At 66.3% G+C, this 22,056-nt stretch carries 21 protein-coding genes and 2 pseudogenes; 15 read left to right on the top strand and 8 right to left on the bottom strand.

The genetic code is table 11. The annotated features are described in order from the left end of the window. Nucleotides 1-25: 25 nt before the first annotated feature. Complete coding sequence (locus BWI15_RS35315) at nt 26-493, top strand: NUDIX domain-containing protein (protein ID WP_193432210.1); 468 nt, start codon at nt 26-28, stop codon at nt 491-493. Nucleotides 494-530: 37 nt separating this feature from the next. Here the strand turns inward: BWI15_RS35315 and BWI15_RS35310 are convergent, their stop codons facing one another. Both BWI15_RS35310 and BWI15_RS35305 read right to left on the bottom strand, forming a co-directional pair. Continuing rightward, nucleotides 531-1,187, bottom strand: coding sequence for a hypothetical protein (locus tag BWI15_RS35310; protein ID WP_143466100.1), 657 nt, complete (start codon nt 1,185-1,187; stop codon nt 531-533). A 79-nt stretch (nt 1,188-1,266) separates the two neighbouring features. Beyond that, nucleotides 1,267-1,677, bottom strand: coding sequence for a hypothetical protein (locus tag BWI15_RS35305; protein WP_077018815.1), 411 nt, complete (start codon nt 1,675-1,677; stop codon nt 1,267-1,269). Between the two features lie 118 nt (nt 1,678-1,795). On the opposite strand from BWI15_RS35305, the gene BWI15_RS35300 reads away from it, so the two are divergent. Beyond that, complete coding sequence (locus tag BWI15_RS35300) at nt 1,796-2,503, top strand: hypothetical protein (protein WP_077018814.1); 708 nt, start codon at nt 1,796-1,798, stop codon at nt 2,501-2,503. Between the two features lie 28 nt (nt 2,504-2,531). Here BWI15_RS35300 and pdxR read toward each other — a convergent pair whose 3' ends face one another. Further along, on the bottom strand, nt 2,532-3,953 hold the full coding sequence (gene pdxR / locus BWI15_RS35295; RefSeq protein ID WP_077018813.1) for a MocR-like pyridoxine biosynthesis transcription factor PdxR: 1,422 nt from the start codon (nt 3,951-3,953) through the stop codon (nt 2,532-2,534). A gap of 106 nt (nt 3,954-4,059) precedes the next feature. On the opposite strand from pdxR, the gene BWI15_RS35290 reads away from it, so the two are divergent. Genes BWI15_RS35290 through BWI15_RS35280 form a run of 4 tightly spaced genes read left to right on the top strand, consistent with a single transcriptional unit; the run spans nt 4,060 to nt 6,090 of the window. Beyond that, complete coding sequence (locus tag BWI15_RS35290; protein WP_077018812.1) at nt 4,060-4,608, top strand: dihydrofolate reductase family protein; 549 nt, start codon at nt 4,060-4,062, stop codon at nt 4,606-4,608. Continuing rightward, nucleotides 4,605-5,003: an SRPBCC family protein gene (locus BWI15_RS35285; protein ID WP_077018811.1), complete on the top strand. Its 399-nt coding sequence runs from the start codon at nt 4,605-4,607 to the stop codon at nt 5,001-5,003. Before BWI15_RS35290 ends, BWI15_RS35285 begins: the two co-directional genes overlap by 4 nt. A gap of 31 nt (nt 5,004-5,034) precedes the next feature. Beyond that, a complete protein-coding gene (locus BWI15_RS39135; RefSeq protein WP_143466098.1) occupies nt 5,035-5,319 on the top strand; it encodes an Imm32 family immunity protein in 285 nt (94 codons plus the stop codon). A gap of 12 nt (nt 5,320-5,331) precedes the next feature. Then, a complete protein-coding gene (locus tag BWI15_RS35280) occupies nt 5,332-6,090 on the top strand; it encodes an MBL fold metallo-hydrolase (RefSeq protein ID WP_077018810.1) in 759 nt (252 codons plus the stop codon). A 411-nt stretch (nt 6,091-6,501) separates the two neighbouring features. On the opposite strand, the gene BWI15_RS35275 is transcribed toward BWI15_RS35280, so the two are convergent. Continuing rightward, nucleotides 6,502-6,864, bottom strand: a complete 363-nt coding sequence (locus BWI15_RS35275) for a hypothetical protein (protein WP_077018809.1) — start codon at nt 6,862-6,864, stop codon at nt 6,502-6,504. A 203-nt stretch (nt 6,865-7,067) separates the two neighbouring features. Here BWI15_RS35275 and BWI15_RS35270 point away from each other — a divergent pair, with 203 nt between their 5' ends. The 6 genes from BWI15_RS35270 (at nt 7,068) to BWI15_RS35245 (ending at nt 11,526) form a co-directional block, all read left to right on the top strand. Continuing rightward, entirely contained in the window at nt 7,068-7,538 is a 471-nt protein-coding gene (locus tag BWI15_RS35270; protein WP_077018808.1) for a nuclear transport factor 2 family protein, read from the top strand. After that, the gene (locus tag BWI15_RS35265) at nt 7,539-8,141 is read left to right on the top strand and encodes a TetR/AcrR family transcriptional regulator (protein ID WP_077018807.1); all 603 of its coding nucleotides are present in this window, start codon (nt 7,539-7,541) and stop codon (nt 8,139-8,141) included. A gap of 177 nt (nt 8,142-8,318) precedes the next feature. After that, nucleotides 8,319-9,146, top strand: a complete 828-nt coding sequence (locus tag BWI15_RS35260; RefSeq protein WP_237771593.1) for an AAC(3) family N-acetyltransferase — start codon at nt 8,319-8,321, stop codon at nt 9,144-9,146. A gap of 73 nt (nt 9,147-9,219) precedes the next feature. Next, nucleotides 9,220-10,068: a phosphotransferase family protein gene (locus BWI15_RS35255; protein WP_077018805.1), complete on the top strand. Its 849-nt coding sequence runs from the start codon at nt 9,220-9,222 to the stop codon at nt 10,066-10,068. Nucleotides 10,069-10,180: 112 nt separating this feature from the next. Next, the gene (locus BWI15_RS35250; protein ID WP_077018804.1) at nt 10,181-10,741 is read left to right on the top strand and encodes an RNA polymerase sigma factor; all 561 of its coding nucleotides are present in this window, start codon (nt 10,181-10,183) and stop codon (nt 10,739-10,741) included. After that, entirely contained in the window at nt 10,738-11,526 is a 789-nt protein-coding gene (locus BWI15_RS35245) for a hypothetical protein (RefSeq protein ID WP_077018803.1), read from the top strand. Before BWI15_RS35250 ends, BWI15_RS35245 begins: the two co-directional genes overlap by 4 nt. Before the next feature lie 35 nt (nt 11,527-11,561). On the opposite strand, the gene BWI15_RS35240 is transcribed toward BWI15_RS35245, so the two are convergent. The 3 genes from BWI15_RS35240 to BWI15_RS35230 form a co-directional block, all read right to left on the bottom strand. Next, nucleotides 11,562-11,999 carry a hypothetical protein gene (locus tag BWI15_RS35240; RefSeq protein ID WP_077018802.1) on the bottom strand — a complete coding sequence of 146 codons (438 nt, stop codon included), beginning with the start codon at nt 11,997-11,999 and terminating at the stop codon, nt 11,562-11,564. A 214-nt stretch (nt 12,000-12,213) separates the two neighbouring features. Continuing rightward, nucleotides 12,214-14,466 carry an ABC transporter permease gene (locus BWI15_RS35235; RefSeq protein WP_077018801.1) on the bottom strand — a complete coding sequence of 751 codons (2,253 nt, stop codon included), beginning with the start codon at nt 14,464-14,466 and terminating at the stop codon, nt 12,214-12,216. Next, the gene (locus tag BWI15_RS35230; RefSeq protein ID WP_077018800.1) at nt 14,463-15,266 is read right to left on the bottom strand and encodes an ABC transporter ATP-binding protein; all 804 of its coding nucleotides are present in this window, start codon (nt 15,264-15,266) and stop codon (nt 14,463-14,465) included. Before BWI15_RS35230 ends, BWI15_RS35235 begins: the two co-directional genes overlap by 4 nt. Before the next feature lie 354 nt (nt 15,267-15,620). On the opposite strand from BWI15_RS35230, the gene BWI15_RS35225 reads away from it, so the two are divergent. The 3 genes and pseudogenes from BWI15_RS35225 to BWI15_RS35215 all read left to right on the top strand — a co-directional run. Beyond that, on the top strand, nt 15,621-16,787 hold the full coding sequence (locus tag BWI15_RS35225) for a sensor histidine kinase (RefSeq protein WP_237771592.1): 1,167 nt from the start codon (nt 15,621-15,623) through the stop codon (nt 16,785-16,787). Continuing rightward, nucleotides 16,784-17,524, top strand: a complete 741-nt coding sequence (locus tag BWI15_RS35220) for a response regulator transcription factor (RefSeq protein WP_077018798.1) — start codon at nt 16,784-16,786, stop codon at nt 17,522-17,524. The genes BWI15_RS35225 and BWI15_RS35220 overlap by 4 nt, the downstream gene beginning before the upstream one ends. A 1,256-nt stretch (nt 17,525-18,780) precedes the next feature. Next, nucleotides 18,781-19,340: pseudogene (locus BWI15_RS35215) on the top strand (DDE-type integrase/transposase/recombinase); the annotation flags it as partial. A 654-nt stretch (nt 19,341-19,994) separates the two neighbouring features. On the opposite strand, the pseudogene BWI15_RS35210 reads toward BWI15_RS35215, so the two are convergent. Then, nucleotides 19,995-20,436 (bottom strand): annotated as a pseudogene (locus BWI15_RS35210) (helix-turn-helix domain-containing protein); the annotation flags it as partial. Nucleotides 20,437-22,056: the final 1,620 nt, after the last annotated feature.

The raw sequence follows: 22,056 nt of genomic DNA, 5'->3' as shown, positions 1-22,056 counted from the left end.
GGACCCACCTGGCATCGTCTCCCGCATGCCGATCCCAAGAGCAGTCGCGGTGGTCGTAGATGGTCGCCGCGCACTGGTGATCAAGCGCTACCTGCGTAAAACCTCAGCCGGCGATTGCGCCATGTGCCAAGCCGCCGGCCGGCACGACGCGCCGTGCCCCGGCCACCACTACGCAGTCCTCCCCGGCGGCCACGTCGAGCAAGGCGAAACCGCCGAAGCAACAGCGGTCCGCGAACTGACCGAGGAAACCACCCTCACCGCCCGAATCGACCGCCTCCTGTGGACCGGCGAGCACAACGGCCGCCCCGCGTCGTACTTCTTGATGACCGACGTCGCCGGAACGCCGCTCCTGTCCGGCCCGGAAGCCCAGGCGCACCGCCCCGACAACACCTTCGAGCTGCTCTGGGCCGAGGCGGACGATTTCGACGGCCTGGGTCTCTACCCCGCTGACGTGAGGACCCCGTTGACTGACCTGCTGAAGCGCACCACCTGACGTTGCGGGCAACGCCTGCAACCGATGACATGTTGGGTCAGGCCGACCACGAAAGCATGCGTCTAAGGGTCGCGTGAGGCGGGTTCATGCCACGGACCTCCATCACACGGACGGACTTCAGGCGCGGCAGCGCCAGGAGCGACGTGTACTCCAAGTCGTCAGCGACGATGGTGTGCAGCAACAGGTCTTCGAGCTGGGTGAGATGCCGCAGGAAGTCGATCGATTGAACGTGCGCCGTACGCGGAGACTTCCAATCGCCACCCAGCTCCAGGCTCTTCAGGCCCCGAAGCCGGCCCAGGGGGCTCAGATCGTGAGCTCGTCGCAGCCCCTCGACCACGAGGCTGTTCAGCGTGGTCAGGCACGCAAGCGGTTCGACGCTGGTGACGCGGGAGGCTCCTCCCAATCTGAGCTCTCGAAGGTTTTCCAGCTCACTCAGCGACGACAGGTCCTCGTAGTCACCCCACTTCACCGCGAGCCGCTGAAGCTGCGTCTGTCCTCGCAGGGCTGCGAACAGCCGTTTCGGCGTCCGCGTGACGAATTCCAGGTCACGGACCCCGCTCGGCCCCGCTGCAAAGAACTCGACCCACTCCTCGACCACGCGCCGCGCCTGTGCCGCCGAGTACGCCGTACCGAGTTGAGTGCAGGAGACCGCGAGCACCTCTTCCCCGCCGTACTCGGCCACCTCGGTCACCATCGGCACACCCCGACCTCGCATGCCGCGGACACTACCGCCCTTGACCGACAGGGCGGACGCATCGAGTTCGTTCAGTGGGTCAGCCGATGTGGACATCCCAGGGTCCGCCGTGCACCTCGAACGCGGGTTCCGAGCTGAACCCGTCCTCCAGCATCGGCTTGAAGCTCTGCACGGCATAGAGCTGGTAGGTCCCCGGTTCCAGCGGATAGATCTGTCCTGACGGCTCGTTCGGGTAGCCCAGATTCACCGACGATTCGTAGGTGAAGCTCTCACCCGGTTCGAGGGTGATCGTGCGCCCCATGTCCGGCCGATAACCAGGCGGCCTGACCACCACACCTTCCGACAGGACAGACAATTCCGCACCGAACCACGCGGTGGAAAGCCGCAGCAGTGAACCACCGACATTGGTGATCCGAGTCTCGATCGCCAGGAACGCACCCGTCACCCGAATCGGCCCGTCCGGGATCGACGCCGTCATCCGCAGCGGCACGTCATCTCGTCCCATCGACCCATTGACCCATGATCGCCGCATGCGTCAGAAAACGGAACTCCCATACCCGCCACTCTGCGATGAAGACTCATCTCCTGCTCTGCGGGAAGATGTCCAGGTGCAGATCATTCCAAGCACCCTGCGGTCGATACCGGGCGCCGGCCTGCGGTGGTTGCTGGGATTGCCCCGGCTGCCTGATCTACCACCACTGGATCACGCGACCCACCGTGCGTACGAGGAGTTCACCAAGAACTACGTCGACCCGGCCGGCTCACAGGCGCAACTACACCCGCCAGGCCCGACGGCGACCTACCTGCAATGGCTCGCAGATCATCGCCGAGTCCTGTTCCACGGCACGAAACGCGACAACCTCAGCGAACTGCGCCCCGACCGCGAATCCGAGGACAGTACGACGTTCGGCAACCAGCGCGCGGTGTTCGCCTCCGATGATCCCGTGTGGGCGATGTGGTTCGCCCTGCTGGCCCGCGGCCCCGGTTTTCGCTCGACGCGCAACGGCACCTGGTCGGTTCGCGGCGAAACGCAGCACCGGCAGTACTTCTTCTCGGTCGACACCGACCAGCCGGACGCGGAACTGCTGACCGACGGTTGGCTTTATATCGTCCCCCGAGACGGATTCGCGGCCGAGCCCGCCACAGCCGGACTGCTGCAATCAGCCCAATGGGTCAACCCCAACCCCGTCAGGACACTCGCCCGAATTGCTGTCACTCCGGCGGACTTCCCATTCACCGGCATGATCGGACGCCACACCGGCAGCGAATCCATGCTCCGCACCCTTCGCAACGCGCGCAAAACATCCCGCCGTTGACCCACCGAGGCGTTAGTTGCCTCAGGCATCAATCTTCCAACGCCTCCCCCAGCACCCGTACCCCTCGACGAATCCGGGACTCGTTCACATTCCCGAAACCGATCACCAGTGCCGGGCTGAAGGCTGTTGGCTCCACCGCCGGAGGCACCCGATAACGCCCCAGCGCATAGACCCGTACGCCGTCCGCCGCCGCACGGTCAACCACAGCGGCCTCCTCCAGCCGAGCCGGCAACCGCAGCAGCGCATGACACCCCGCGTCCAACCCTTCCAGCCGAACATGCGGAGCACGCTCGGCAAGCTCGGCAACGAGCACCCGCCGGCGCGCATGGTAGATCTCCCGCATCCGCCGCAGATGCCGGTCGAACCGCCCCGACTCGATCATCAGCGCGAGCGCGATCTGATCGAGCGCGGGCACGCCCCGGCTTGCCAAATGCTTCTCTCGCGTCAACGCTTCGACCAACTGCGGCGGCGCAAGCAACCATCCGATCCGCAGCCCCGGCGCCAGCGTCTTGCTGACCGACCCGAGCACCACCACCCGATCCGGCGCCAGCCCCTGCAGCGAACCAACCGGCTGCCGGTCGTACCGGAACTCGGCGTCGTAGTCGTCCTCCAGGATCAGCCCGTCGACCTCCTCGGCCCACGCGATCAGGTCGCGGCGCCGCCTCCCGCTCAGTACGACGCCGGTCGGGCACTGATGGGCCGGCGTGACCAGGACCGCCCGGGCGCCGCAGCGCGCCAGCGCCTCGACGTTCACGCCCTCCTCGTCGACCGGTACCGCCACCGGCGTGAGCCCGGCCCGTACGGCGAGCTCGTCGTGCTCACGAGGTCCGGGATCCTCCAGCGCGACGCTGTGGTGGCCGCCGCGGGCGAGCGCGCCGAGGACCAGGTTGAGGCCTTGGCGGAACCCGTTCACGACCACCGTGTGGGCCGCTTCGGCGGCGCCCGCACGAACGCGACGGTGATACCCCACCAGGACCCCGCGCAGGTGCTCCGACCCGGTGTCCGGTTCGTCGCCCATGGCCGCGGACGGCCCGAGCCGGCCGGCCTGGGTCAGCGCCCACATCCAGTCCTGCATCGGGAAGGACGCCAAGTCGGGAATGCCGTACTCGAAGTCCACCTCGACCGGCTGCGGCTGCGGGGGTCGGACCACCTCGGCGGGCTGCGTACGCCGTACGGCAGCACCCGGCGCGACCCGGGTCCCCGATCCGGTCACGGTGATCAGATAGCCCTCGGCAACCAGCTGCTCGTAGCACTCCACGACCAGCCCCCGGGACACGCCCAGCTGCTCCGCGAGCGACCGGCTCGACGGCAGCCGCTCCCCGGCGGACAACCGGCCACCCCGGATCGCGTCCCGCAACTGCCGCTGGATCTGCTGCCCCAGCGGCTCTGCGCCCGAGCGGTCCAGTCCGATGAGCAGCTCCGGCACCACACCCGCCCAGCGTACGGTCATCGGCGTCGCCTCAAGTGGTCCACTCCACGACCTCGCAATCGGTCCTTCAGAGGTGTCCGATCCTCGCCCAGGATGAACGCACGGACAAGCACAGGAGGCAACCCCGATGCGCAAGATCATCAACTCGACGTTCGTCACCTTGGACGGCGTGATCAACCACATGGACCACTGGCACTTCGACTTCATCGACGCCGACTCCGACGCGCTCACACTCGAGCAGATCACCGCGGCCGACGCGATGCTGATGGGCCGGCACACCTACGACGTGTACGCCGGCGCCTGGCCCGGCCGCGACAGCGAGTACGCCGGGCGCATCAACGCGATCAAGAAGTACGTGGCGTCCACGACCCTCACCGACCCGAAGTGGGACAACACCGAGGTCCTCACGGGCGACCTGACCGACGAGGTCCGCCGCCTCAAGTCCACCGACGGCGGCCCCATCCTCATGCACGGCTTCGGCCCGGTCGCCAAGACCTTGCTCGCGGAGGGGTTGTTGGACGAGCTGCACCTCTGGTACCACCCGTCGCTCGTCGGTGTCGGCACCGCCGACGACCGCCTGCACACCGAAGGGCTGATCGCCCACCTGCGGTACGCCGGCGTCCGCCCACTCGCCTCCGGCGTCGTGGTCCTGTCGTACGAGGCGGGTGCGCGATGAGCCACTACCAACTCCGGAGAACCTTCGACGCGACCCCTGAGCAGGTCTTCCGCTTCTTCGTCGAACCGGAGCCCTTCTCCCAGTGGTTCGTCGTCCCCGGCTTCCGGACGCCGTCCGAGTCCGTCCAGATGGACGCCCGCACCGGCGGATCGGTCAAGGCCACCATGGTTGCCGACGACAACGAGTCCGAACTCCCCTTCACCGTCCAGTACGGCGACGTCGAACCACCCCACCGCGTCGTACTGCGCCCCGGCGGCGACGAGGAGGTCACCATCACGCTCTCCCCGACGCCCGACGGAACCGAGCTGATCTACGCCTACACCGGCCCCGCAGCCGCGCCGACCGACCAGGCCGCGGTCAACACCATGCTCGACGAGATCGCCCGCCACCTGTGACCCTTGCGATCTGTGGGAGGACACTGTGCCGGTGAATCAACTTTCCCTATCGGTCCCGGCATACCGTCGAGAAGTTGGCGTCGTCGCACCCGTCGAGGGTGGGACGGTGCTCGTGCGGGTCGTGGACGGCGCCGTGGAACTTTCCGGCGATCCTGCGGGTCTGCGCGACTTGGCCAGATGGTGCCTGTCGCTGTCGGACTCGTCTGCACCGGATGGCTCTCACATCCATCTCGATCCTGGGACCGTCCCGCTGTCATTGCAGTCGACACCCCTGACGATCGCGCGAGACGACGGCATCGACGCCATACCCGACTGACAAGGTGAACAAATGCTGAATCAGGTAGCCGACGGCGTCTGGGTCCGGCAGAGCGAGTGGGTCTGGAGCAACACCACCGTCGTACGCGGGGACGACGGCTTGATCCTCGTCGACCCCGGCATCGACGGTTCCGACCTGAACCAGCTCGCCGACGACGTGGACCAGCTCGGCATCCCGGTCGTCGCCGGGTTCTCCACCCATCCCCACTGGGACCACCTGCTCTGGCATTCCCGATTCGGCGACGTACCGCGCTACGCCACCTCCGGCGCCGCCCAGGCCGCCGGCGAAGCCCGCGAACGAGCGCAACAAGCGGCCGCTGAGAACGCGTCGGGCATCCCCCTCGAGCTGATCGCCATCCTCACCCCACTCCCCGCGGACGGCGGCCCCATGCCGGGCGAGCTCATCGAGCACCAAGCCCACGCCATCGGCCACGCCGCCGTCCTCCTCGCGGACCGCGGCGTCCTGCTGGCCGGCGACATGCTGTCCGACGTGCTGATCCCACTCCTCGACCCCCGCCGCCCTGACCAGGTCAGCGCGTACGAGACAGCCCTCGCCCGCCTCGCCGAGGCCGCCGAGCACGCCGACATCCTGATCCCCGGCCACGGCACCGTCGCCAAGGGCTCTGAGGTGGCGGCGCGCCTCGCTGCCGACCGCGCGTACATCGACGCGCTACGCCGAGGAGCCAACCCGGTCGATCCGCGCCTGGATCTGGACTGGCTCACCGGCCCCCACCAGTCGAACCTGAAGCAGGCCCGCCCCTCATCGGAGTGAACTCCGCACCCTTGGTCGCCGCCGGCCGCTGACACCGACCGCGGAGATGACGATGGACCTGTACGACCACTGACAACCGCTACGAGACTTCCGTGGGCCTTTCGTCGATCTTCCGTCCTCGCGCTCGCGCACGCGTGTTGGTCAGACCGCCAACCCGATTCGTGTCGCCCGGATGCGCTCGCGCCCAAGCTCGCTTCTGCTGCACCATCCACCGAACACGTTCGTCGAGGTCGTTCCGAAGCTGTTCCGAGATTTCCAGCGGACCGTCTTGTTGTAAACCGCGCGGTTGTGCTCAGCCGGATCCTCACTGGTCCGGAGCCGAACAAGTTCCTCCGCCGACTCGATCACGGACTGAGTGCTTCCTGGAGTTGCTCTTGGGGCACTACCGAGGCACAGCATCGCTGACCGCCACTACCGTGTGCCGACACCGTCTTCATCTTTCTGCCCGTTTGCAGCGTGGTCGTCCCAGTCCTTCAGCCGCTCCCACTGGTAGCGGTCGATGAAGGCGCGTTCCTTCTCGATCCACTGCGCAAACAAGTCGGCCACATCGTCAAGCCCAACGCCCCGGGCCTGGAAGTGACGCAGCGGCGATCCATCCCGGTACTCCATTTCGAGCGTGCGCCCCGCGTTGCGCGCCTGGGCATAAGAGTCTCGTCGCCCGTCGCTGACGATCACGAAGCTGTCCGGCTCTCGTAGCTCCCGCGCCAAGAATGGCAACCACCGCTCCGGCTCCCCGACACTTCCTTCGGTCGTGTCAATCCTGATCTCGCGCATGACCTCATCTTCTCGAAGTTCTCGGTATGCCCCGCTGCTGCTCCACGGAGGAGTTCTGGTTGGGTGTTGGCTCGCCGCGATGATGAACGCTCACCGCTGGGCGCCTCGACTCCTGGCCAACCGACTGGCCGCAGCTTGGTTTATCCGACAGTGTGTCGTAATCTGCTTTTCACGACACACTGTCGGATAAAGGGAGCGTCGCCATGACTGCGGAGACCGATCGTGCCGAGATCATCGAACTGTTCGGGCGGTACGCCGACATCGCGGATCTGAAGGAGTTCACCGACCTGCCACGGCGCGTCCACACGGACCCGTTGACCATCGACTTCGAGTCGGTCACCGGGATGCCACCGATGACGGTTCCGTTGAGCGACTACGGTGATGCGCTCCGCGGCTCGTTCGGCGCCTTCACCGCGACCCATCACGCGATCACCGGGCACGTCGTCACCGTCGACGGTGACCGCGCGACGATCCACGCGCACGTCCGCGCCGAGCACTGGCTGCCCCAGGAAGTCGCCGGCGATGGTCCCGATCGCTGGCTGGTGGTCGGGTTCTACGACAACGAGGCGGTTCGGACGGCCGACGGCTGGCGTCTCAGCAGCGTGAAGCTCACCGCGGCGTACCAGGAGAACGCGCACCTGGCGAGTGCCGCTGCGGCAGGACAGGCACGATAGATGCCTCGGATTCGCGGCGGCAGCCTCGAGGAGCACCACGAGCTGGTGTGGGCCGACCTCGCGGACGCGACGCGCCGCCTCCTGGTGGAGCGCGATTACGACTCGATCAACCTGGGCCACATCGCGGCCGAGGCCGGGATCGCGCGGAACACCCTGTACAACTACGCCCCCGACAAGGCCGCGCTCGTCCAGGCACTGACCGAGCGAGCGAGCCGGCCGATGCTCGAGCGGGTGACTGCAATCGCCGCGCGTACAACGGAGCCTGCTGCGGACCGGCTACGCGCGATCGTCGAGGCGGTGCTGGAGGCGTCCACCGACCAAGCCCTGCAGCCGATGTTCCGGCCGGGAGCCGGTCCGCTGATCGACGAGATGGCGAAGGCGCCGGTCGGGCCGTTCCACGCGATCGTGGCCGAGGTGGAGAACGTCGTCCGGGACGGCATCGCCCGCGAGGAGTTCCGCGAGGTCGACGACGTACCCCTCACGGTGGAGTTGTTGTCCGGCGCGATGCGAGCGGCGGCCGAGCGCATCGGCCGCGACCCTGACACCTTCGCGGCCACGGTCCGTTCTGCGCAGGAGATCATCCTTGCGTCGTTGGCCCGCTAGGTCGTGCGGCGGGCGGTTGTCAGTTCGACCAGCTGGGGACGGCGAGCTGATCCGTACGGCCCGCGCGCAACAAGGCGTGGCCTACGGATGCAACGCAGGGTCTCAATCGTAGAAAGGCGGTGGACTCCACATCCCTACGAGTGTTCTGATCGCGGTGCTATGGAAGACCGTGCGGTTGTGACAGAAGCCCAGATCGCCGAGGGCCTTGGCCGGCTAGGTCTGGACTCGACATCATCGGTGCTCGTTCACGCGTCGCTGCGGTCATTCGGCCGAGTTGCCGACGGGGCTGAAGCGGTCTGCCGGGCTCTGGTCGGAACATGCGGGACGGTGATGATGCCCTCCGGCACTTGGGATCTGACCGGCGTACCCGCACCTCCAGGCCTGGTTCGGCCGCACAACGCGTACTACAACGCAGACACCTGGGCAGCCTTCGATGACGCGCTCGAGAGCGCAGTGCCGTTCAGGCCGGACTTGCCGGTCGACCGCTGGCTAGGACGGGTCTCGGAGACCATGCGGCTGGGCTTTGCGCACGAGCGGAGTACACACCCGCTGTTCTCCTTCCTGGCGGTCGGAACCCATGCGCGACAGCTGATCGAGGCCCAGCGGCTCGAATGGCCGCTCGGACCTATCGAGGCACTTGCCGAGCGAGGCGGACATGTACTGCTCCTAGGCGTCGGCCACACGTCGAACACCACGATTCACCTTGCTGAGCAGCATCTGGGTCGGTCCCGGTTCTATCGGTACGCCAAGGTGGCGCCAGGAGCATGGGCGGAGCTTCCAAACGTCCCAGGCGAAAGCCACAGGTTCGATGAAATCGAAGCTGCGTTGAGGCCAGTAACGACTGAGGTTCGCATCGGCGACTGCCGGGCTCGACTGGTCGGCGTCGAAGATGTGCTGACGTGCGCGACCAGGCTCATCGTGAATGACCCGGCAGCCATGCTGTGTAGTGACGAAGACTGCCGATGCGGAGCTGCACTTCAGCAACGGCTAGCCAGCCTCACCTGATCTCCGAAGCCCATGTTGAGCACGCGATCGGCGTCGCGAGGTATCGATGTAGCCATCCACTAGATTGCGAAGCATGCGGAACGACGTACTGGCATGGAGCGAGGATGTGCTGGGATCGCGGATCACCGACATCTGCGAACTCTCCGGAGGTCTGACCTCGACCATGCTGGCACTGACCGACGAGACCGGACGACGGACCGTCCTCCGACTGATGACCAACGAACCATGGAAAACCCACGGGTTCGCCCTCACCCAGCGAGAAGCATCCGCCCTGCAGACACTGGAAGACACGTGTGTGCCGGCTCCCACGAGCTTGGGGTTGGACGCAGAGGGTCGACACGCAGGGGTCGCTGCCCATCTGATGTCGCGCCTGCCAGGCGACCCCTCACCGGAGATCGACGACGCCAGTGTGACTGCGATGGCAACGCTCCTGGCTGTCATCCACGAGGTGAAGCCGGCGAACCCCTTCCGCACCTACGAATCGTGGGCGTGGGAAGCAAAGAGGACCCTGCCCGCCTGGACGAAGCATCCCGGCTCCTGGCAGCGCGCGTTCGACGTACTGGCGGAAGAGCCGCCTTCGTACCAGCCGACGTTCCTGCACCGGGATTACAGTCACCGGAATCTGCTCTGGAGCCGTGGCGAGATCGCCGGCGTTGTCGACTGGGTGGAGACCTCAACGGGTCCCGCCTGGCTGGATGCCGCGCACGCGGCGACGAATCTCGCCCTGGCTTTCGGGCCCGATCCCGCTTGGACCTTCCTGGAGCGCTACGCAGCGCTGACCGGCCACAGGCTGGAGATGTACTGGCTGGTGATGGACGCAGTCGGATTCCTGCCACCACCGGGAAGGAAGCCGATGTTCGGATCCCCGACTGAGTTGGAGCGCCTCGACCGCTGGCTGCACGACCTCATGCTGGCCGCCTGACCTTCCGTCAGAGCCAAGAGGCCGATCCCAGGATGGCGCGGGCGCTTCCAGCATCGGTGAGGTGTCGGTTGCTGTTGCGATACATCTGGGCGGGTGCTGGACAGGTAGGGATATGAGCAACCCTGTGGGCGGCGTTGGTCGAGAGGCGCGGTTCGTTGCGCTGTTCGAGGCGACGTACGCGGATTTGGTGCGGTTCGCGCAGCGGCGGGTGCCGGAGCCACAGGCCGAGGATGTGGTGGGCGAGGCGTTGCTGGTCGCGTGGCGGCGGCTGGACGACGTACCGGCGGCTCCGCGGGATGCGCGAGCGTGGATGTTCGGGATCGTGCGGAACACGATTCTGAACACGCAGCGCGGCGTACGGCGCCAGGAGGCGCTCGCCGTGCGGCTGGCGGAGGCCACGTCCTCGTGCTCGCCGGACGACGCCGACCTCGTCGCTCGCCAGGTCGATCTGGCGCGGGCGTGGGGACGGGTGTCTGCCGTTCATCAGGAAGCTCTGGCCCTTGCGGTGATCGACGACCTGTCGGCGCGCGAGGCTGCGGCGGTTCTGGGCATCTCGGCGGTCGCGTACCGGCTTCGCCTGTCCCGGGCCCGCCGTGCCCTGCGTGCACAGCTCGGTCACCGTGCCACACCTGCCGCCGCGCCGGCAGGTCTCACCGAAAGGCAGACGTCATGAAGCACCTGGACGAGTTCGCCGACCTGAAGACCCTCGACCCGGCCACCACCGACATCGATCCGCACAGCCCTCGGGCCCGTGCCGTTCTGCAGCGCGTCCTCACCACCGACCCGGTGGAAAACGTCCGGCCCCACCGGAGCCGCCGCCGCGTGCTCGTTCGAGTAGCAGTTGCCACCACTGCGGTCGCGGTCGCCGGGTTGACCGTGTTTGTGCCGCGAGAGAGCGGCCCGATGCCGAGCGGCGATTTGGCGTTCGCAACCTGGACCGCGCAGCCGACCGGCCTGTCCGCCGAAGAGCGTGCCGACGCGGTCAAGCAGTGCCGGAAGTCGTTGAAGGGTATGGGGCAGGACGACCAGATCAACCGCGCGGGGACGGCGATGGTCGAACGCCGAGGCGATTGGGCGTTGGTGATCCTGACCGGGCACGACCAGTTCGCGGCGTCCTGCATGACGAACGTCAACCCTCGCAACCGCCACGGTTACGGCTCCATCGACGGCCCCGGCCGCGCCCCCGTCGGGCCGCGTCAGCTCTCCCCGTCCCAGATGGGTACCAGCGGCGGTGGCAACTACGGGTACCTGACGTCCGCGGTTGGCCGGGCCGGTTCCGACATCGTCGGGGTGACCTACAACAGCCCGACCCGCGGCCCGGTGCAGGCATCCGTGCGGAACGGTTATTTCGCCTTCTGGGTCCCCGGCAGCGAGTTCGACGGACTCCATCCCGTGCCCGTCCGAGTCACATATCGCGACGGCACCACCGCGGCGGTCACGCTACGGCTCGGCTACTGAGGCGGGGATGCCGGGATCCGGCGCGAGCGAAGCGCCTAGAGCCAGGGCGGATCGTATCGGCTGACATAGGCGCGTGCGCGTTCTGTCGGATCTGCCCAGTACTGGTGCGGTTGCCGATGCACGTGCTTCTCCCAGAACTCCCGAAGGTCACTTCTGATCGTCTCCACCTCGCGGACGGGGAGACCCTCGAAGTCGCTGTTGACCTGCAGGAGTTCGGACTCGAGGTTCCAACCCGACGCATCGAACGCCCACGTGCCCCACCTGGCGTACACGTGAACCGGATGTTCGGAGTCACCCAGGTACATCGCTGCCAAGGCGATCTCCTGATCGGGATAGAAATCCCTACACGCCCAGGCCAGCACGTGGCATGCCCCACTCGAGAAGAAGGCCTGATCCGTTCGCTCCCAGGACACTCGTTGATCTGAGCGCTCGATCGCGGTTCGTCGGAAGACCCCACACGCCGTCACTGCCATCGGGCGATGCTAGCGAAGCGATCTTGTAATCGGGGCGCTGGCGGGGTGGCACAGAGCGTTGGCTGCGATCAAAGGATGGCGCGCCAACCTGCGGGATCGTTCGATCCTGGTGCTGAGGAGAGGCCGTACGTCGTAGATCCGCCAGCGCCCACCGAGCTCGGACGACCAGTCACACCGACGGGCCGCCCGAGGCGGTGGTATCGACTACTCGCGACTACTCGACGGCGAGCGCCGCTTCCGCCGGTCGGCCCCGCGTCGCACGCCATGCGGGCAAGAGCATCGCGCCCAGGGTCAGCAACACGGTCAGGGCGACCGTCGTCACGTAGATCCACGGCGATCCGACAGGGAGGAGGGAGTCGAGCCGCTTGACGCTGACGGGCACCAGGATCGCGACAGCCGCAGCGGTGCCCAGGACGACGCCGCTGAGAGCGACGATCACGCCTTCCAGACCCACCATCTGCATCACCTGGCCACGGGTGGAGCCCGCGAGCCGCTGCATGCCGAACTCCCGCCGGCGGGCTGTCATGCTCGACGCGAGGGTGTTGATCACCGTGATGGCCGAGTACCCCGCGATCATGACCACCATGATGTAGATCGCGAAGTTCGCGGTCCTCTTCTGGTCATCGAACTCACCGAGAAGAACGTCGCGGCCGCTCACGGCAAGGCCGTCCTGGGCAGACGCCCAGTCGGTCAGCTCGGTCTCCATCTGCGCCGAGTCGGTGTCCTTCTTGAACGAGACGAGCATCCGTGTCGCGACGCCCGCCGTCGTGTGGGCAGCGAGGGTGTCCGCAGGAAGCAACAGCGTGTCGTAGTCATCCGGAGCGGAGAACAACGCGGCCACCCGGACGTCGAGAGCTGTCTTGTCTCCAAGCCTGAGTGTGATCGCGTCGCCGAGGTCGACGCCCAACCTCTCGGCATGCTGTTCGTCGATCGCGATCGTGTCGTCGTGCAGGTCCGCGAACGAGCCGGCCGTGATCTTCACGGGCGTGGTGGCCTCAGCGCCTACGGGGGACACGCCCTGCAGGTTCCAACCCTCGTTCAACGGAGAGCTGTCCTTCGGATTTTCGATGAACCCCAGGCTGTCGATGTACTCCGAAGCGCCGGCGACACCGGGTAAGTCGTTGACCTGCTCGACCGCGCGTGCATCGAATCCGGTCTCGGTGGTCAACACGGCATCCGCGACCAGGTTGTCCGCGAAAGCCCGTCGGTCCGCCTCATCACTCGTCGTCTGCAGGTACAGCAACCCGGTCGACACCGCGGTCAGCAGGATGACCGGGGCCATCACGGCTGCCAGGCGGCCACTTCGGCCCCTGGCGTTGAGGACGGCGAGCTGGCCGGTCACCCCGCCGACCGCACGGACAGGCCACTGCCAGACGAAGGTGGTGATCTTGGTCAGGACCGGAGCCAGGAGGGCGGCTCCGATGGCAAGGAGAATCACGGCCGGCGCGCCAGTTGCCGGAGTGAGTGGCCCGCTCATCACGGCGATCGTGACGATGGTCAGTCCGATGCCGCCGCCGAGAACGACGAGTGCGAGGAGCAGGCGTCCGCCGCCGATCAGTCTCCCGTCGACGGAGACCTCCGCCAGCGCCTGCGTCGGCTTGATGCGAGAGACCCGTCGACCTGCGCCCAACGCACCGGCCAGAGCGGCGACGACCGCCACAGCCATGGCGGCGACGGTGGGGACCCAACCCTGGTGGAAGACGACGCCGTCAGCGGCGATACCGCGATCGACCAGCAGGTCGAACATGAACCTGCCGAGGAGCTGACCGGGCAGAACTGCCAGTGCGGTGGCGATCAGCGAGATCATCAGCGTCTCGCGGAAGATGAGCCGACGCAGCTGGCGAGACGTCGCGCCGATCGCCCGTAGCAGCGCCAGGTCCCTGTGCCGTTGGGTGATCGACAGGGCAAGCATGGACGACACCCCGAAGACCGACACCAGGAGCGCGAAGGCGGTGAAGACCCCGGCAAGGGCCATCACGGTGACCGCGCTGGCCTTGGCCTCGCGCAGCTCCGCCTGCCCCCGTTGATCTCCGACGAGGGTCACCGCCCTGTCGTCCAGCTCAGCGTCGATCCGCTTCCGCAGCTCATCCACGTCTGTACCCGGCGCGGCCACCACGCCGATCGCATCGACCGTCCCCGTCGGTGCCTTGCCCTCGAAGACGTAGCTCGTGGTCTCTCGCACCCCCGGCAGCGCCGAGAGCGTGTCCTCGAGGCCCGCGTCGATGCGGACGCGCTCGGGCAGGATGGGTGGTTCGTCCGGATCGCCGCCGGAGGCGTGGTACTCCTGGTCACCGGCGACGACGACGTCTGCCGACGCCAGCTTCTGCGGGGCTACCGCCGAGCGGGTCCCGGTCTCGATGAGGCCACCAGTGGCCATCATCATGGCCGCCGCGAAGAACATGGCCAAGAAGGCGGCAGCGAACAGCCCCGCTCGGAAGCGCAGGGTGCGGAGCGCAAGCTGCATCATCGGCGCTCCCCTCCCCGGGACTTCTCCAGGCGAGGCAGCGGCAGGGGTCGATCGTCGGCGAAGGCGCCCAGGTGAGTCATGCGCTCGGCGACGGACTCGGCGGTCGGCGCGTGGAGCTCCCCGGCCAGCCGACCATCCGCGAGGAACAAGACGCGATCGGCGTACGACGCCGCAACCGGGTCGTGAGTCACCATCACGATCGTCTGGTGGGCCGTCTGCGCCGAGTGCCGCAGCAGAGCGAGGATGTCCTGCGCCGTTCTGGTGTCCAACGCACCGGTCGGTTCGTCGGCGAAGAGGACGGCGGGTTCGCTGATCAGCGCTCGAGCGATGGCGACCCGCTGCTGCTGCCCGCCGGACAGCTCCGACGGACGGTGGTTCTTTCGCTGCGCCAGACCGACCTGCTCCAGCACGGTCGCCACCCTGCTCCGCGACGGCGGTCGCCCGGCGAGCCGGAGCGGCAGGGTGACGTTCTGGCGCACCGTCAGCACCGGCAGCAGGTTGAACGACTGGAAGACGAACCCGATGCGGTCGCGCCGCAGCTTCGTCAGCTCGGTCTCGTCCAGCTCGCTGATCTCGTGACCCTCCAGCAGGACCGAACCTGACGTCGGCTGATCGAGCCCTGCCGCACACTGCATCAAGGTGCTCTTGCCGGACCCCGACGGGCCCATGATCGCGGTGAAGGTCCCACGACGGAACTGCGTCGTCACGCCATCGAGCGCCACCACCTCGTTGTCCCGTTTGCCATAGACCTTGCGCACGTTCGTCAGCCCGACCGCATCCATGGCGTCGCCTGTGTTCATCAGAGATTTCCTCGCGATTGCTGTCCGGCCCATGCCGGACGGTTCATCACCAACCCTGTCGCTGACGCGCTTCGTGCACATCGTTCGTCAACACCAACCTGGTACTGGTGCCACCGGACCAGATCCGACGGCGTCTGGTGCAGACGCACTACGTCCCTCGGCCGGAGGTGGCCATGCCCTACGCTGAACAGATGCTGCCGCGGGTGAACATCGATGGCGCTGGCATCTCCCCCCATCACAGGCCGGGGCGGACCATCGGCCCGCAGAGCCTGCCGGTGAGGCTCGCGGACCTTGTCGGACGGAGGTAGCCGGCTCGTGCCCAGAGGTGGATCGTCCTGGGGCGAGGCAACGATTGTGACCACGGCATTCCTCCTGTGCCTGCTGGGGAGCGTGCTGCAGGTCGACGACACGGTGGCACCGCCATCCGCAGCGGCCTATCTGCTGGCCGCAACGTCGTCGGCGGTGATGCTCGCGCGCCACCGGGCGCCGGTCGCCACACTGGCGGCCACGACAGTGTTCGGCATGCTCGTCGCGCCGCTCGGACTGCTGCTGACTCCGCTCACCATGACCCCAGCCGTCATCAGCGCCTACACGCTGGGGATGCGCACCGAGCGGCGTACCGCCGTCGCGGCCCTCCTGACATCGGCGGCGCTGCTCGTCGTCTCGACACTGTTCTTCGAGGACGACCTCTCCTGGGAAGACACCAGCAGGTTGGTGACCGTGGCCTCCTCGCCGCTCGTGGCGGCCGTGCTCGGGCGTTTGGCGAGGCACCGGCAGGCCCATCTGGCGTACGTCGAGGAGCGGGCTTTGCGAGCCGAGGTGAGCCGGGACAGCGAAGCACGCAGGAAGGTCGGCGAGGAACGAATCCGCATTGCGCGCGAGCTGCACGATCTGGTCGCGCACCAGATCACGCTGGCGAACGCCCAGGCGAACGTGGCGGCTCACCTCTTCAGCACGAGCCCGGACAAGGCCCGCTCGAGCCTGGACGAAGTGGTCGAGACCACGCGCCATGCCCTCGACGAACTGCGAGCCACCGTCGGACTCCTGCGTCAGCGCGACGACGCACCTGCGTCACGTGAGCCGGCGCCCGGGCTGGCACACGTGCCGATGCTCCTGGAGTCCTTCCGCCTCGCCGGGCTGGAGGTGTCGGTGCACCACGACGGCACTGCTACACCGCTGCCGCCGGCGGTGGATCTCACCGCCTATCGCATCATCCAAGAGGCTCTGACCAACGTGACGAAGCACGCCACTGCTCGTAGCGCCGACGTCCGCCTCACGTGGGGCAGTGAGCGGGTGGGCATCAGGATCGTCGACGACGGCGTCAGTTCCCATACGCCGCTGGAGCATTCGCCTGGCTACGGTCTGATCGGGTTGCGCGAACGGACCACCGCCGTGGGCGGCACCTTCACAGCAGGCCCTCGACCCGAAGGGGGCTTCATCGTTACCGCCCACCTCCCGCTGCCCGTCGCCGAGTCCAGAGCGCGGACGACCGGCGGATCACCTGACAGGGAAGGCCGATGATCCGAGACGTGGCCGACCACGGACAGGACGACGACCAAGATGCCGGACGCCGACTGCGGGTGGTCCTCGCCGACGACCAGGCGTTGCTGCGGGGTGCCTTCCGGACTCTGCTGGACAGCACCGATGACATCGCCGTGGTCGGCGAGGCCGGCGATGGCAAGGAGGCCGTGGAGCTGACCCGCCGCACGCACCCGGACGTGGTCGTCATGGACATCCAGATGCCTGGCATGGACGGACTCACCGCCACCTCGCAGATCTGCGCTGACCCGGACCTGCGCGCCAGCCGCGTCCTGATCCTCACCACCTACGAGACCGACGAGTACGTCGCACAAGCACTTCGAGCAGGGGCGAGCGGATTCATCGGCAAGGGGATAGACGCCGACGGACTGATCGATGCCGTCCGCACGATCGCCGACGGCGACGCCCTCCTGTCCCCGGCCGCGACCCGATCGCTGATCGCCCGTTTCCTCGCCACCCCCATCGACACCGCGCCGCGCGATGCCGAGCGGCTCGTCGCGCTCACGCCACGCGAGCGCGAGATGGTTGCTCTCGTCGCAACGGGCCTGTCGAACCTCGAGATCGCTGATCGGATGTACGTCAGCCCTTTCACCGTTCGCGCTCACGTGCAGCGTGCCATGACGAAGCTGGAGGCCCGAGACCGCGCGCAACTCGTCGCCATCGCCTACCGAACCGGTCTGGCGCGCGGCTTTCCCGACGGGGATCCGGATCCCGCATAAGCGGCCGAACCGCGCGTCGTGCCCGGCCCACTGACAGCAGATCTCGTGTGTGGGGTGGGCTGACAGACTCGATGGGAGCTCACCAGGTGGAAGGCCTCCCCGTGCCCAGCTGCTACCACGAAGCCGCCGCCGGAATCATCAGTGCGTCCATCTTCCAGGTGCCCGGCTGCTGCGAAGTGCATCCGAGCACGGTTGGCTGCGCCAACATCAAATCCCGCACTGCCGACGCATCCACCGAGACCCATGTGTCCCAACGTCTGTGTGCGTACTTCGTGCGCACCGGGCAGGTCCGGGGACAAGGTGAGCTCCGACATCGCCTGTCTCAGCTTGGTAACGCGACCGTGAAGCACTTATCACACACGGTCACCGCTGTTATCGTCCGCTTATGAGCGTGGGGGATGGGGTTCCGGGAGGCGGTCTACCGGGTCGCGCAGTCTATTTGGCTTGATCAGCATCCGGACGACGCAAGCTCCCCGACGGCTTCAATGAAGCGTTTCACCTCCGCCTTACTGAGGTCCTAGAAGGCAGCACGCGCCCGAAGCTTGTTCTTCGGCGATCAACAAAGAAGGCTAGCAACGACGACTGGGACGAATGGCTCGATTGCTACACGATGGCACGGGATCGCGTCACGAATGCACTTGCGTCATTACCGGCCGAACACGAAATCCTGGACAATATCCCCCGGTCCGTGCACGGTGCGTTTCGTAGTATCGGCACCAGCCTCAAACATTCTGAGTCACTTACCGTCGGATCACCCCATTCGCACCGACAGGCGCGCTTGTATCGACGCTAGTGTGAGACATCTGTTAGGTGAAATCGACTCCGCGCTCGCGCCAACTCCGATGGAAGTAACACTCGTAGGTGTTATTTATGAGTATGAGGCTCTTCGTTAGGTTTTCAGCTTGCTACGGATACCGGCCGAGTTGCATGCCGCCTGGATACATTCGAGCCAAGCGTGGCTCGACGCGTGGCGGATGCACTAGCTCTCGATGGGGTCACCGCGCCTGACGTTCGCGTTAAAGGCGAACCCTTCGATGAACCTGAGCAGGTCCGATTAATCTTAAATGTGCATACGGTCGAGATCATCCGTTCTCCGGAGGAGAAACTCGTCGCGGCTCGGATTCACCGGCTACGAACGCTGTCGGATGGCTGGGGTGGGCCCAGTAGTCGAGCAACTCACGGGGAACCACTAGCCCAAGCGGAGCAAATGATTCCCACGCTGACCACGCTTGGAATCGACTACGGGATTGCCGCGAAGAAAGTTCGGCAACATTCCCGACGGCGGCGGCGATACCTGGGCAAGAAATAAGGCAGGCTCAACTCCCAGCGCTCCGCCTGGACCCCGCACCGGCTACACGGCTAAACGCCACGCCAACATCGGCACCGCTCACGTGCACACCGTGATCGACGACCACTCCCGCCTGGCCTACGTCGAAATCTGTGCCGACGAGACCGGTGGCACCGCGATCGGAGTCCTCCGCCGAGTGGTGGCCTGGTACGCCGACCACGGCATCACAGTCGAACGCGTCTTGTCCGACAATGGCCCGGCCTACAAACCCCACGCCTGGCGCAACACTGCACAAAACTCGGCATCACCCCGAAACGAAGCCGGCCCCAAACCAACGGCAAAATCGAGAGATTTCACCGCACCCCGGCCGACGGCTGCCCGACGCCCGCTTTCACCTCTCAGAAACCCAACGCCGAACGGCCCTCCCCGGGCTGCCTCCACTTGTACAATCACCACTGACCCCACAGCGCCATCGGAGGCCAACCACCCGTCACCCGACTCACCAACCTCCCTGGACAGCACAGCTAGCCCCTTCCACTGGCCGCTCGATTGTCCGGCCAGCACGACCCACGTCAAGAGCGCTTCGCGGCCCTACGGGATCGAGCAAGCTCGACACTTGGCGTGCGCCGCGCGACCTGGTTTTGCAGCTCTCAGGAGACGGCGCAGGTGGCGACGCGTCAATCTCCGGGCTGAAACAGCCAGCCTCTCGCCGTGGTTAGATTTCGGAGTTTGCGGCCGATCCGGTCCTTCTGACCCTCCGTATCGCACGAGCTGAAATCTACCGAAGCTTGGTCAGGGCTGGTCTCCGTTGCATCATCAACTGCCTTCAGGCCGTTGTCCTTAACCTCTTTTACGGTCACCCCGGCATGTGCCGATCGATTCCCGGCCTGCTGTCATCCAACGGACATACGCTCCCTCGGCGGTCACCGATTCGCGCATCGTCGACAGCATCTCCTGATCTTTGTCGTATGGTATTAATGCCAGCTTCATAATTTCGCCAGACGCAGTACGCCAAGTCGGATGAATCTGGCGAAGCAGAGGTTCAGCCTCAACGGTCAGCGGTATTGCCGGCCCCTGCAGTTCAATCAGCTCATAAGTCCTTGTGTTATCGGAGACGAGATGTATGCGCCTTGCGGTTTGAGGATGGCGGAAACTCGACGTCGCCCTCTGCCACTCGATGACAATCTCACCGGACGTGGTGACATCGACATGGATCAGCGATCCGGGCGATCGTGTTCGTAGCGAGGCAGCGGTTCGCAGGTGGCGCGGTCGATCCGGGCCAGCTGGTTGATCCGGCACCGCACCAGCACGGCGTGCACGGTCGAGGCCGGCATCCCGAGCCAGCCGGCGATCCGCGCCGGGCCGAGGCGGTGGCGCCACCGCAACCTAACGATCCGGCGCACCAGGCCCAGTGGCGTCTTGGCCGGGCTGCGGTGCGGCCGTGAGCTGCGATCAGCCATCCCGGCCGGCCCCTCGGCCCGGTAGCGCTGGGCCCACTTGGCCGCCGTGCTCGACGACACCATGAACATCTTCGCCGCGGCCGCACACACCCCGCCTGCTCAACAATCAGACGCGCCAGCTGCAACCGGGTCCGCGGGGTCAAAGTCGCGTTAACGTGAGGCACGAAGGCCGCCTTGTCGTGAGGCGGTTTCTAGACATCTCCACCTCCCAACCCGAACCCTTCACCTGTCACACCGACTCGCCGCCCGCCCCACGAACAACCTGCCCGGACATAACAGCAGCCACCCTCACCTGGTCTCCGACGAGCACGTTGAGCACGCGGTCGGCGTTGCCAGGGTCGCCGCCCATTAGATTGCGGAGCATGCCGAAACGACGTACTGGCATGGAGCGAGATGCGCTGGGAGCGCGGATCACCGCAGTATGCGAACTCTTGGGCGGTCTGACTCGACCATGCTGGCACTGACCGCCGCGACCGGACGGCGGATCGTCCTCCGGCTGATGACCAACGAACCTTGGAAACACACGGGTTCGCCCTCACCCAGCGAGAGGAGTTCGCCCTGCAGACGCTGGAAGACACGCCTGTGCCGGCTCCCACAAGCTTGGGGTTGGGCGCACAGCGTCGGTACGCAGGCGTCGCTGCCATCTAATGTCGCGGCTGCCAGGCGACCCCTCAACGGAGGTCGAGACGCCAGTCTGACTGCGATAGCAACGCTCTTGACCGTCATCGACGAAGTGAAGCCGGCGAAACCCTTCCGTGCGTACGAATGGGCGTGGGATGAAAAGAGGATCCTGCCGCCATTGGGGGATGCTAGCGAAGCGGTGCCTGTCGACGATGAGGGGGAACGAAGCCCCCCCGGGCGAGGAGACTGTCGCCTGAACTGGCCATCTGGGTCAAGGTGGGAAGCGGCCATCTCGGCGCTCCGAGTAGCCGGCGCGCGAGGCCATGGTTTCAGTCGACATTCTCGCGGTCCGTACGGGACGTCTCCCCCTGAGCAAGCCGTATAGGGAGCAAGTGCACTCGGCGACCCATGAGGCGGCCAGATCTCCGTGGGCGCAGTGTGGTTGCAGATCTCGTCCGCGGGCATCCCGCGCCGCGACTAGCTCAACCTCTGGAAACCGACCATCTACTTTAGCGACCCGATCCTCCATAGGACCAGGGAGATGCGCCAGTAGTCTCCGAAGACGGCCGATCGTAAATTCGAGAAGAATGCCCACGGCGACCACGCGGCTCTGACCAGCCCCTGCATGCGCCTCGGTGATATCTTGATGCCTGTTCTAGAACCGCCATCAAAGGTGCCGACCACGAAGGAGTGATCCGGTGAACACAGCTGGACCTGGACGGCTGCTTCCGACCGGAGCATGCTGGTGTGGCTGCGGCGAACAGGTCGCCGTAGGAGCCTTCTTCGCCCGGGGGCACGACAAGGTCGCCGAGGCCGCCTTGCTTGCCACCCGCTATGAAGGATCGGTGGCACAACTGCTTCACGGTCATGGCTATGACGCGGACCATTCCGTCACCAACGATGCCGTGCGTTCTGGTGGATGGGAGCGGTGTCCCGGGGGGGGATGCAACTATGCGGGCACCTCAGCCAGCGTGCGGAATCACCGCGCTAAGGCGGCGCACTAGATGGGTCGTTTGGTGGCTGGCATCCGCAGTAGACCAGACGGCGCAGCCCTTGCCACGCAGCCAGATACCGCCGGAAGGTCAGGTCAACTCGCTCTGCAGAGTCCGTTGCGGCACCTGGATGCTGAAGAGGTCAGCGCGCGCGTTCGCCGCGAGGTTCGC

The sequence above is a fragment of the Kribbella sp. ALI-6-A genome, from assembly GCF_001984195.1.
GTDB lineage: Bacteria > Actinomycetota > Actinomycetes > Propionibacteriales > Kribbellaceae > Kribbella.
The sequence above is the reverse complement of the archived record's forward strand: the minus strand, read 5'-3'. Positions and strand labels throughout refer to the sequence as shown.